General features: G+C 50.2%; 13 protein-coding genes. 8 read left to right on the plus strand and 5 right to left on the minus strand.

Annotation, left to right across the window (positions count from 1 at the left end; all coding sequences use genetic code 11):
- Nucleotides 1-46: 46 nt before the first annotated feature.
- The 5 genes from BMW71_RS19725 to BMW71_RS19745 form a co-directional block, all read right to left on the minus strand.
- Nucleotides 47-595 carry a DUF2589 domain-containing protein gene (locus BMW71_RS19725; RefSeq protein ID WP_092177912.1) on the minus strand — a complete coding sequence of 183 codons (549 nt, stop codon included), beginning with the start codon at nucleotides 593-595 and terminating at the stop codon, nucleotides 47-49.
- Between the two features lie 4 nt (nucleotides 596-599).
- The gene (locus BMW71_RS19730; RefSeq protein WP_092177914.1) at nucleotides 600-884 is read right to left on the minus strand and encodes a hypothetical protein; all 285 of its coding nucleotides are present in this window, start codon (nucleotides 882-884) and stop codon (nucleotides 600-602) included.
- Nucleotides 885-903: 19 nt separating this feature from the next.
- On the minus strand, nucleotides 904-1,644 hold the full coding sequence (locus tag BMW71_RS19735) for a DUF2589 domain-containing protein (RefSeq protein WP_092177916.1): 741 nt from the start codon (nucleotides 1,642-1,644) through the stop codon (nucleotides 904-906).
- A 153-nt stretch (nucleotides 1,645-1,797) separates the two neighbouring features.
- Complete coding sequence (locus BMW71_RS19740; RefSeq protein ID WP_092177918.1) at nucleotides 1,798-3,651, minus strand: tetratricopeptide repeat protein; 1,854 nt, start codon at nucleotides 3,649-3,651, stop codon at nucleotides 1,798-1,800.
- A 258-nt stretch (nucleotides 3,652-3,909) separates the two neighbouring features.
- Nucleotides 3,910-5,145, minus strand: a complete 1,236-nt coding sequence (locus BMW71_RS19745) for an MFS transporter (protein WP_092177920.1) — start codon at nucleotides 5,143-5,145, stop codon at nucleotides 3,910-3,912.
- A gap of 170 nt (nucleotides 5,146-5,315) precedes the next feature.
- Between BMW71_RS19745 and BMW71_RS24035 the strand changes: the two genes are divergently transcribed.
- The 8 genes from BMW71_RS24035 to BMW71_RS19780 all read left to right on the plus strand — a co-directional run.
- The gene (locus BMW71_RS24035; RefSeq protein ID WP_262485678.1) at nucleotides 5,316-5,447 is read left to right on the plus strand and encodes a hypothetical protein; all 132 of its coding nucleotides are present in this window, start codon (nucleotides 5,316-5,318) and stop codon (nucleotides 5,445-5,447) included.
- 96 nt (nucleotides 5,448-5,543) lie between these two features.
- Nucleotides 5,544-6,392 (plus strand): SPFH domain-containing protein, encoded by an 849-nt coding sequence (locus tag BMW71_RS19750; protein ID WP_092177922.1) that lies wholly within the window; start codon nucleotides 5,544-5,546, stop codon nucleotides 6,390-6,392.
- Between the two features lie 2 nt (nucleotides 6,393-6,394).
- Complete coding sequence (locus BMW71_RS19755) at nucleotides 6,395-6,901, plus strand: hypothetical protein (protein WP_092177924.1); 507 nt, start codon at nucleotides 6,395-6,397, stop codon at nucleotides 6,899-6,901.
- Between the two features lie 4 nt (nucleotides 6,902-6,905).
- Entirely contained in the window at nucleotides 6,906-7,091 is a 186-nt protein-coding gene (locus BMW71_RS19760; RefSeq protein ID WP_092177926.1) for a type II toxin-antitoxin system antitoxin, read from the plus strand.
- Between the two features lie 117 nt (nucleotides 7,092-7,208).
- On the plus strand, nucleotides 7,209-7,751 hold the full coding sequence (locus tag BMW71_RS19765) for a hypothetical protein (RefSeq protein WP_092177956.1): 543 nt from the start codon (nucleotides 7,209-7,211) through the stop codon (nucleotides 7,749-7,751).
- Nucleotides 7,752-7,843: 92 nt separating this feature from the next.
- Nucleotides 7,844-9,910 (plus strand): alginate lyase family protein, encoded by a 2,067-nt coding sequence (locus BMW71_RS19770; protein WP_092177928.1) that lies wholly within the window; start codon nucleotides 7,844-7,846, stop codon nucleotides 9,908-9,910.
- 564 nt (nucleotides 9,911-10,474) lie between these two features.
- Nucleotides 10,475-11,554 carry an IS4 family transposase gene (locus BMW71_RS19775; protein ID WP_262485680.1) on the plus strand — a complete coding sequence of 360 codons (1,080 nt, stop codon included), beginning with the start codon at nucleotides 10,475-10,477 and terminating at the stop codon, nucleotides 11,552-11,554.
- Nucleotides 11,555-11,602: 48 nt separating this feature from the next.
- On the plus strand, nucleotides 11,603-11,867 hold a 265-nt coding region (locus tag BMW71_RS19780), incomplete at its 3' end, for a transposase (protein ID WP_143057707.1).

Consider the following 11,867-nt stretch of genomic DNA (forward strand, 5'->3'; position numbering starts at 1 on the left):
TTTTCATGAATCCCTTGATACAGGTAGTTTCTTGGGGGATCGGTGGCTAAATGATGGATTTGATCAGGTGATCGTTGATTCGTAAAAAGGATTCGGCAGGCTCTCCGGCCTCAAACTCTATTTTGATACGAGCCAGTGGGGTCTTTTTGCCAAAAAATCCACCTCCGGAAACGCCCCCCAAATCGATTCCCAGGGAAGGGGCATCCGGAGCGGGTTGGTTTTTCTTAAAAAGGTTTCTGCCTTCCTTTCGCTCGTCCACCAGCTCACCCAGGGCGACTTTAAATTCCACGACCATGTTTTTTATTTTTATGGCCGTCGGGGGGATCAGGCTCATCAGGGGAACCTGTATGGTCGTCGTGCTGCCAGGAGGTGCGTCGGGATGGAGATTTGGTACCTCTACCGCCCAGGTTTTTGCTATACCCCCGTTTCGGTGGATATGGGGCGCTTGCTCCGCGTTTTTTTCATTTTCGTCTTCCGGCCATTCAAAATACCGGTGCAGTTGTTCCAAATGCTGCTGCTCGGTAAGTAGTTGTGCTTCCAGTACCGACTGGTGGATGGCCTGCAGCAGGTTGTCCAATTTGATTGTTTTTGCCATAAGGTTAGGTATTATCTTCCAGCCAAACTGGCTTTCTCAAAAATCCGACATGATAGGTCGTGCGCTGAAGGGTGATTTGGTGATCACCGATCTGAAAAACCCCAACGGAAATATCCTTACCGATTATCTTGCCTTTGGGGTATTCGTTCAGGCATTTATTCAGCAGTGCCATCTGTCGTTCCTGTTGCTCTTCGTTCAACGGACTGTTGGGGTTGATGTTACCTATGCTCACGCGTTTGACATAGGTAACATCGCCCAATTCCAACGTTTTGGTCGTACTGTTGATCATTTTGTTTTCATCGTGACGATCAGCTCAGTGCTTCGTGAGACCCATCGGGGTTAACCGGCTTTAAGTTCGCGTCCTTGATTTTTCCGGTTTTCGGATCCCGGTCTTTTCCGGCGGCAAGCGGTGCTACCTTCACGTCATTCGGAGAGGCCGCAGACGCCATGATGTCCAGTACCCGCGCCAGTCCTTCCGGTGTGCCGTGGTTGGAAGCGGTGACCTGTACGTGGTATTTGGCCGAATTGTCGGAAGTCCGGGTGTTTTCCTTGTGTGTGGCGACCGAGCCGTGGATTTTTACGGTGGCACTGACCGGACCCCAGCCAATCTTCGCCGATAGATCGGCCGATGCGTTCATGTCCGTCGAACTGGTTTCCGAGGTGCTGCTTTTTACCTCCATGTCAAAGGTAATGTCTACGGTATCTACCTGTAGGTTTGGAATGGGCACCACGGCCAGCATGGGTACCCGGATTTTTACCTCCTCAATGGTTCGCTGTGGAACGGGCGTTGGGTTTTTGTCCGTGACCTCCGGTACAAATATTCCCGGCCGCTCAAATTCAAAATCCAGCATACGGGCTGCCCCTGTGGTGAACTCGCCCGGTTTTTTGTCCACCGGCACTTGGGTGAATCCCACCGTGTTGATAAAATCGGCCGTCGCCTGGGCTAATTTCACGTTTGCCGTAACCGCAGCATTTAATGGTCCTCCAATCAAATCCTGCATAGGCAGGCCTTTGAACTGATCAGACATGTTTACTAATCCTTCTGCCATCTTACGTTTGTTTTAAGGTTAAAAGTTAGGTTGTCAAAATATACCCGGTAAGTTGCCAATCATTTCTTACTTTTCTTACCGGTAATGGTGGACAAAAAGTAGACAATGCATCCCTAATGGCGGTTTATCCGTGGGAAATGGGGTTTTTCTAGCTTACTTCCACATGCCGGAGAGCGGCGCCAACTCGGGTTGTCCAGCCCTGGCAGCCACCTTTTTTTTCAGGCGATACCGGGCCTTTTTCGTGCCATCGTAGGAAATCCCCAGTACATCTGCCATTTCCTGCGTGGTGTATCCCAGTTTAAACAGAGCTGCAATCATGCGTTCGTTTTCAGTCAGGTCGGGAACTTCTTCCAGTAACCCTTCCCAATAGCCGGGAAAGGCTTTTTCGAACAGCAACCGAAAAGTACGTAGGTCCTCCGTTTTGGAGATTCGAAATCGGGATAGGGCTTCCAGCGCCTCCTGACGTGCGCTCGCCGCAGAAGATTGATTCAATTGATGGAGCAGTTCCTTGTTTTTAGTTACAGAATTGGCCAGCCGTTGAGAATAGGCGAGCAGTTGTCGGTTCAATCGCTCTTGTCGCTTTCTACTTTCCTTCAATTGAGAATCGACCACCCGAATTAATTTTTCTTTGATCCGAAGTCGGTAATACAAATAAACCAGCAGCAGCAGACAAACCAATGCCAGCCCGCTTAGCAGCCATTGCGCCCAGCCTAGAGAGGCAGCACCGCCTTGGGGTTGGGCTTGGAGCGGGGTAAAATCAGAGTCCTGTTCAAAGAAAATTTCGGAACGGGCGATGTTTTTCGCTTTGTTCAGATTAATCAGGCTATCGCTAAGCATTTCCTTTAGCTCCAGATTCTTGCGGTAGGATACCAGATCGTTTGTGTGGAAGGATTCCTCTGACAAATCGTCGACAAGATCGCGGTGGAGGGGAAGGTCCTTGCCTTGTTGGGCGTAGGAAATCGCCTGCAAGTAGTGCTGAATCGCTTCCGGTGAGCGCTGGGTGGCGGCAGCCAGTTTTCCCTTGAGCCAGTAGGCATATCCCAGACTTCGCAAGTTCGCGATTTCTTCCTTGAGGGAAAGGCTTCGCTGAAGCAAGGTGTCGGCCAGGTCCAATTTCCCCCGTTCAAAGGCCAAAAACGCCATGTTTGTGAGAACGATTGCGGTCTCGGGTTTCCGGTTTTGCTTCTGGGCCAGGTCCAAAGCAGTTTTGTTGTGGAAGGAAGCTAGCTGGTACAGGCTATCGGGGCTTGGATGCCGATCGGCCAGCTTTTTGACAACCAGACCCAGATTCAGGTGGGCGTAGAGCGATTGAATGGCCAGCTCCTGCTGCTCGGCCAGCAAAAGAGCCGCTTGCAAGTGTTCCCGCGCCCGGTCAAAATCATCCAGGTCTTTGTATATCAATCCAAGACTTATTTCACAATCAATGTACAGCGGATAGTCCAGTACTTGTCCGGATTGGTTTAGCACCTTCATGGCACGATGGAGGCTGGCGATGCCTTTATCCGCTATGCCCAACTCACGGTACAGTTCGCCCAGTCCCCTGTGGTTCACCGCAAGGCGCCGGGGAATCCCCAGCGATTTTGCATGCGCCAGCGCCTTTTCGATGTGTATGCGGGCATTTTCAAAATCCTCCATTCGTCGATACAGCTGATAGAGGGCATGGTGGTTTTTTTCGTTCAATTCCCCCAGTTCGGCCGCTTCGCTCAGGCGCAGCGCCTCCAAAAAATAGTGCCGGGCCAGCGATAACTTTCGCTGATCGTAATAGCTGTATCCCACTACCTGTGCAGCCTCGCTTTTCAGCGCTGGGTCCGGCATTCCCCGGGTTAGTTCGTAGGCAGCTTTTGCATACGCCTGGGACAAACCGGGCTGTATATAGGCCAATTCATTGGATTGATCCAGCAGCACCCGTACGCTATCCCTGCTTATGGTCTTTCCCAGAAGGGGATTACCGACAAGAATAACTCCCGCAAGGAGAAAAACCAACGTGTAGGATAGGTGCTTTTTCACGATTTATGCCTGTTAATTTTCTCTGAATAGCCGGATATGCAGCGGTTTATTCTCGTATTAAATGTAGCGGAAAATTTTTTTCTATGCTAAAAACTCTTTTTAAAAAACAATCGATAGATTAAAAAGCGAAATACATTATTTGAAAAACATAAAAATAGCTTTGAAGCGTAGATTAATTGGAGGTCGGACAAAAAAAGAGCCGGCGAATCGTTCGCCGGCTCTTTTTGTGGGTGTTCCCGAAATCGGGAGGTTACCATTTTAGTGCGTAACGGGGCTCACCATTTCGGTTTTTCTGGAATTTTTCTGCCAGACAAAGAAAATGACAAACAATACGATCAGTATGGCAGGAAACAAGGCCATACTTTGTAGCGTAGCCTGTCCTGCTAGCAACTCCAGTTGATCGCCTGAAAATCCCTCTGCCTGCATTTCTTCCCGGGAGCTATCGATCCATCCACCGATGATGGGCTGCCAGATAGCCGTTGAAAACATCCCGATGCCACCAATGATGGACATGCCAAGGGCACCGCTCAACGGAACTCGTTGGGCCACGGCTCCCACCATTACGGGCCAGAAATAGGCCACGCCCAGGGCAAAAATGATGGCTACAAAGTAGGCGATGCCTCCGGTAACCATGCTGAAAAGGTAAATGCCGATGGTTGCCAGAATTGCTCCAGCCAGGAGAACCCCGGTTTGTCCCAGTTTTTCAACCACGGGACCGGCAAAGAAGCGGGCGACTGCCATCACCCCGGTAGTCAGGGCCAGGATTATCATTGCGTTTGCACCGCTGTTTGCCAGGATGATGTTCACCCATTGCTGCGGGCCAAATTCGGTGATAGCCGTAAGGGCCATGCAGACGAAAAGGAATAGAAAAACCGGGCTAAACAGTGCCTTGAAGTTGTTGCCCAGAGAAGTTGCTCCTTCCACCTTGGCTTTTGGAAAGGCTTTGCCATAAAACAACACCGCATAAATCACCGTGGGGACCATGGTGATCCACATTTGGGCTTCCCAGCCCAGGTTCATGCTACTCATTACGTTGGAGATGATAGCTCCCAGCATGATGCCACCCGGAAACCACATATGGAACCGATTCAGCATCTTGTTCATCTTCACGCCGGAGTACATGTCAGCAATCATGGGGTTACAGGCCGCTTCGGTACATCCGTTACCGAAACCGATAAAAAGCGTAGAGATCAGCAGGGTAGTATATCCGCCTGCATAAATGGTCAGGAGGATACCCAGCGTGTGCGCCACAAAGGCTACCCGCATAATGTTTTTCGCACCAAATGAATGGTACACGATACCTCCGATGATCATGGAGATGGGGAATCCCAGAAACCACATGGAGTTGATAAACCCAAGTTGGGCGGCACTAAGGCCAAAATCTTCTCCAAGCTGTGGCAAGATCCCAGCCCGAATACTGAAGGTAAAAGCGGTGGTGATCAGCGCAAAGCAGCTCCCGTTAAAGAGTGCGCTTTTGTTAATGTTCTCGTTCATTGAGTTTGGGTTTAGAAGTTTTTTAAATGTTGTTTTGGGTGATCAAACAAATCACCCGGACAATATAAAAAAAATTGATTTTACCTTTTGCCTTTTTTCTGGAATTATCACCAATTATTTGAAATGTTCAGGTAGTATTCTTCGGAAAACGCGTACCAACAGCAATTCCTTTGGTAGCTACCATTCAGGCAGTTAGGGGTGCCGGACGGCCGGCTGCCGCCAGCGCAGCGGACCCGCTGGCCAGCCTTGTCACTGAGGCTCCAGGCGGGGCGGAAGCCCTGAAATATGGGGCCGATCCGTAGCAAACCTGGCGAAAATGAAAAAATCCGAAGGCAGACGTGAACCTTTGCAACCTGTCAATCGTATATCAATATGATATCATTTTAACTCACACTATTATGGAAAGAATAAGTAAACCTCAATCCGGCTACCGGATGTTGCTCATGGTGCTGATCACCCTGGTCCTGGCCATTTTCGCCTTTACCGGGAAAGCCCTCCTGCTGGCATTTCCGCTATCGCTGGCCTTTTTTCTCCTATTGCCTGGTTTTTTTATTGTCGAGCCCAACAAGGCAATGGTCTTGTTGCTATTCGGATCGTACAAGGGAACCGTCAAGGCAGATGGCTTTTTTTGGGTCAATCCGTTTATGACCAAGAAAAAGATTTCGTTGCGGGTGCGAAACTTTGAGAACAAACCCCTTAAGGTAAACGACAAGATTGGTAATCCGGTGATGGTGGGGACCATTGTGGTCTGGCAAGTAGAAGATACCTTCAAGGCTTCCTTTGATGTGGACGATTACGAAAACTTCGTGCACCTGCAGGCCGATGCTGCGGTGCGAAAAATGGCCGGTACCTATCCCTACGATAATTTTGAAGACGAGCATGCGGAAGTGACCCTGCGTTCGGGCGTGGAAGATGTCAACCGATCGCTGGAGGATGAAATCAGCGACCGGCTGCAGCATGCCGGAATCAAGGTCATCGAGGCCCGCATTTCACATTTAGCCTATTCCTCTGAAATTGCTTCGGCCATGTTGCAGCGGCAGCAGGCCACGGCCATTGTCGCGGCACGGAGGATGATCGTGGACGGTGCCGTGGGTATGGTAGAAATGGCGCTAGAGGACCTGAAGATAAAAGGCATCATCGATTTTGAAGACGAGAAAAAAGCAGCGATGGTGAGCAACCTCATGGTGGTGCTTTGCTCGGACAAGAATGCCAGTCCGGTAGTCAATGTGGGTACGCTAAACCCCTAAGCATGGTATACAACGAAATTCAGCCACTGAAAAAGACCTGGGCATTTCCCCTAGTTTTGCTACTCCAACTCGGTATCGGAATATTGGCGGTTTCAGGGGGCTTTTCCGCAGATCAGCCGGTGCAAGCCTGGATTAGTTTTGGGCTGGTTTTGCTGCTGAGCGGGGGCTTGCTGCTGTTGTTTTTACACATGCGTTTGGAGATCCGAATGGATCCTTCAGGATTGCAATTCAGAAGTCCTCCCTTTGTGAATTCCTGGCGAAAATACCGGTGGGAGGAGATAACGGACATGCAGCTCCTTTCCACCGGCCCCTTCAACTGGGTTGGAGGAACGGGCTTGCGCCTGGGAGGAAGCCTCGGTATACGCAGGGGCTGGAACGGCGAATGGCGGTACCTGTTTAGTTCCGGAAATGCCGTGCGGGTTTTTCTCAAAGACCGCAGCTTCGTACTCAGTACCCGTCGAACAAAGGAATTTATGGCTGCCTGGGAAGCATGGAATGTAGGAAACTAAGATTATGGCGCAGAAGAAACCCTTTGCCCTGCGAATAGACGAGCGGCTGATGAAGGCCGTGGAAAAATGGGCATCCGACGAATTCAGAAGTACGAATGGACAATTGGAATGGATCGTACACGAGGCATTGAAGAAAGCAGGCCGGCTACCGGGGCGTACCTCGTCCGGTGATAAAAAAACCAGGGAATAAGCCGGCTGTTTTGGCGGCCCCCCGGCGTAGGGGTTGTTTGGTTCGGTAATTTTTTGGAACTTTCTATCCCCTAGGAATGGGTTGTCCGGAAAGCTCCGGCAGGCAGAACGATACGGTATGGATACTGAAGAAGAAAAAATACGTGAATGGATCGCCCGGCTTTTGGATGAGCAGGAGGCAGAACCCTTGCGTCATGCAACCCGGCTGGCCGGCATCGGAGGGCCACAGGTACAGGCCGAACTGCTCCGGGTGCTCAAAGAGGGCACCCTGGATCAGGCATTTTTGGCAACCAAAACCCTGGCGATGATGGAAACGGGCAAGGAGGAATCCCTGGATGTACTGCTGGAGGTGATTCACAAACCTGCCAATGCCGGGAAGAACGGCGGCCTGGTCTCCTTGCTGGAGGAGTTTGACCTGAGCGAGAAATTTGTGGACCTCTTTCGCATTTACCTGTTTGGTAATTTCAAATCCTCGGCCCTGGCAAAAGCACATTTGGACTACGAGGAGTTTGTAATTAGCCACCGGACGCTTAGGAAAGCCGAGAAGCACCGGCAGCATTTTCTGAACAATTCCCCGAAAGAAGACGAGGGCTTTCTGTTAAAGAAGCAAGAAGCCGAAACCATCCTAAAGGAACTGCAAGAGCTCCTGACCGAACCCTGATTCAGCCTTGTTGGGCAGCGCCTTCGCGGAAGCGGCCGCTCTTACCGTATTACCAATTCAACCCAAACCGAACCGAACCATTACCCAAACCCATGATCCGAACCTTCTGTACAGCCCTGTTTTCCCTGCTCCTGTTTCTTGGCGCCATAGGCATCAGCCCTGCGCAACAACCCTGGGAAAAATTGCATACCACCGCCGATCTCTACGAGGCACATCCCGAAATCCTTCGCGGTATTTTTTCACACCTGGACCTGGATCTTCCGGAACTGGCTGCCGTAAAAGCAGCCCGGGATCAGGGCGACTGGGTAGAGGCAGCCGACAAATTGCTGGCTTACTACGCGCACAGTCCAGTTGCGCAATCGTTGGCAAGGGACTTACCGGATCAGGGCAACGGACGGATAGCAGCGGCCGATACCATCCTTCAAGATGTATTTACCATACAAAATGTGAAAGGAAAGGTACCCATCCTTCCCGATGGCCACCGGGATTGGTATTACAAGGGTCCCAATAATGACCGGGAGTGGGCCTGGTTATCCAACCGGCACAGTCAATTGCTGCAAGTCATGGATGCCTATTTTGAAACGGGGAATCCAGAGTATGCGGTGTATATGGATCGGTTTCTCCGGGATTTTATTTTAAAAAGTATGCCCTATCCGGCTGAAAAAGGAACGGAGTCCATCTGGCGCGGGCTGGAAGTGGCCGCAAGGGCCAAAGCATGGACCCGCCTGTTTTATGCCATGAACGGGAGTACCTACCTACGTCCTGCTACCCGGCTGCTCCTACTGAGTAGCCTGCCCGACCATGCCCATTACAACCGGCATTTTCACGGGGGGAATAACTGGCTGACCATGGAAATATCCGCGCTGGCTACCGTAGCCGCCTACTTTCCAGAATTTAAGGATTCCGATGCCTGGCTGGACTACGCCATCGGGGCCATGACCGAAAGCATGCGTGACCAGGTGTATCCCGACGGCGTACAAACCGAGCTAACCTCTCATTACCACAACGTTTCCCTTCATAACTTCGAACTCTTTCAGTCCATTTGTGAAGTGGCTGGGCGGGAGCTGCCCGCGTTTTTTCCCGAAACGATCCAGCGAATGTACGGCTACATCGCCCGTGCGGTGCGCCCGGACGGCTACCGGATCCTAAACAACGACGGAGACCGGGGCAGTGACCGGGAGTTGATTTTACGCGGGGCCGATGCATTTGACAGGCCCGATTGGGCCTATATCGCCAGCAATGGAAAAAACGGGAGCCTTCCTTCAGATGGACCCTCCTATTTCTTTCCCTGGGCGGGGCAACTCATTAGCCGAAGTGGGTTCGATTCCCTGGCCCATTGGTCCTTTTTTGACATGGGGCCATGGGGAAGCGGCCACCAACACAACGACAAATTGCACCTCTCGGTAAGTGCATTTGGGCAAGACTTTCTGGTTGACGCAGGCAGGTTTGCGTACACCGGTGCCCTGGCCGAGAAGTTTCGCCCCTATGCCCGGGGAAGTCAGGGGCACAACGTGTTGCTACTGGATGGAAAAGGACAGGGCAGTGGCCCCACCCACGCCAGTTCTCCGCTGGACCGGCAGTTTGTCGAAATCACCGAACGCTACGATTTTGGAAGCCAGTCTTTCGACCGGTTCGAAGGGTTGGAAGGGGAGGTTTCCCACAGCCGCAGCCTCCTGTACCTGCGTGGCAAATTTTGGTTGATTGCCGATCGGATAAGCAGCGATCGGCCGCGAATGATACAGGCATTGTGGCACTGGCATCCCGATATAGCCTTGCAGCTGCAGGGACTGGAGGTAGCAGGCAGCCATTCGGGTGGATCGCTTACCCTCTCCCTGGTTTCCGGACCAAGCGACGTTGACCTACGATCGATCAGGGGACAAGAAATTCCCGAGATCCAGGGCTGGTACAGTCCGGAATACAATCGGTACGAACCCAACACGCTTACCAGTTTCGAGCTACGAATTCCTGCGACACAAACGCTGGTGTGGTTGCTGTTGCCGCGGTCCTCTTCCTCCGGCGACATCGCCTATCGGGCGCGGGTTTTGTCCGAAACTGAGACCTATGTAACGGTGGAAGTGCAGGTCGGGAGAGAAACCTGGGAACTTCTGGTTCCATTCTCCGATCGGGATAAGCTAGCAGTCAGCCAGGTCATGCGGTAGTTTAAAAAAGAAAATAGCCCTCAAAGGTTATGACCGTTGGGGTTTGCCCAACCCCGAAGGTCTTCTTCTGGCGCGTTCACGAAAAAAACCTTCGAGGTCCCAAAGACCTCAAAGGTTACGGATACTGACCTTTGGGGTTTCCAATAACCCCGAAGGTCTCTTCTGGCGCGTTCACGGAAAAAACCTTCGAGGTCTCGAAGACCTCAAAGGTTATGTACATCCTTTTTTTCATAAAGCAACCCGGCTTCCTGTAGTGCTTGATAAACGCCGACTTTTTCCTGCTTATCTTCTTTAATAAAAGAGCCTACAAGCTTTCCATGTAATCCGGTAGCCTTCAATTTCCCCAAAGCGTGTCCATCCCGTAGCAGCATCAGGCTGGAATCAATGCTATTAAGTTAAGAAAAAAATTGCTCTTAGCAGCAAAATAAGCCGGTTTTCCTTATGAAAACCGGCCTACTTTAAGTAAATTATGTTGTCTAAAACATATAACTATGAAGGTACAAAATACCAACCAAAACACGACGGATAGATCTTGGGATTGTCCGAAAAAAAATCTTTGAAAAAATCCAATCATTTGAAAATCAGACCCTTTACTGTTCGTCTTCTGCTCATTTTTCTAGATCCTCCCCACTTGACTTTCAGACGGTGGTGCTTTCTGTTCTAAATATGTTCAAATCATCGGCGGATTTTGACACCGTTGATGTGCTTAAACAGCTTGGTAAAAAACCGGTAACTGAGAGTGCGTTCTCCCAAGCCCGATATAAGATTGATTGGCAGTTTTTCGCTGATCTTTGTACCATTAGCTCAGAAACCTATCAGGAGTTTGCCACGCCCAGATGGAAAGGGTATAGAATCCTTGCCGGGGACGGTAGCACTTTAAACCTTCCTGCATCCAAACAGATCAGGGGCTTTTTCGGTATAGATTCCTCAAGTAAAAAAGCCTCACTGGCTCGAATATTCCTGCTCTATGACGTCAATACCGGCTTCACCCTTCAGGCAAGACTTGGAAGGATGAGTACGGGAGAATCCGGTTTACTGGATGACTGTCTGTCGAAAACACCTGCCAGGCAAGACGATTTGCTGGTCCTGGACCGAAATTTTGGCTATTTCCATAACGTAAATGCCATGGTCAATGAAGGAAGAGCCTTCTGTATCCGGATGTCTACCAAGACAACCAACTTTGCCAAACAGGTAATGGCTGATGAGCGGATGGATTTTATTACCGAATGGGCACCTAGCAAAAAGGAACAGGAAACCTCAAAGAGGAACGCCCCCATACAAGTACGGGTGACAAAGACAGTACTCAATACCGGAGTAACAGAGCTGCTTGTCAGTAACCTGGAGTCCAGTGAATTCTGTACTGCGGAGATGGTCCAGCTGTATAAAATGCGATGGGGAGTCGAAGAAGGGATAAAAAACCTTAAACCTAAAATGAAGGTGGAACAGTTTGGTTGCCGGAAGCCGGAGGGAATCTATCAGGAATTTTTTGCACATATACTGGCAATGAATATGGTCTCACTAGCTGGTATGGCCGCCGCTAAGAGTATTAAAAAGACGATGAAAAAAAGAAAACTTGCCTACAAGTACAACTGGAAAAACGCCTATTTATCTCTAAGATCGAGTATTGTAGCCCTATGGTACTAGGCTGCTTTTTTTGAACAGGTTAAAACTAGAATTTTTAACTTAGTAATTATGAAAAAGAGCAAATTTACCGAAGAACAGATCATCAAAATCCTCAAACTGCAGGAGGAGGGGCTCAAAGTAGAAGAGATATGCCGGAAGCATGGGATTAGTGCTGGCACGTTTTACATCTGGCGGAACAAATACTCAGGCATGGAAGTACAGGAACTCCGTCGTCTCAGAAGTTTGGAGGAGGAAAACAGCCGGTTAAAAAAAATAGTGGCCAACCAAAGCCTAGAGATCGACATGATAAAGGATATTTTATCAAAAAAGCCCT

It is taken from the genome of Cyclobacterium xiamenense (assembly GCF_900109255.1).
GTDB classification, from domain to species: Bacteria; Bacteroidota; Bacteroidia; order Cytophagales; family Cyclobacteriaceae; genus Cyclobacterium; species Cyclobacterium xiamenense.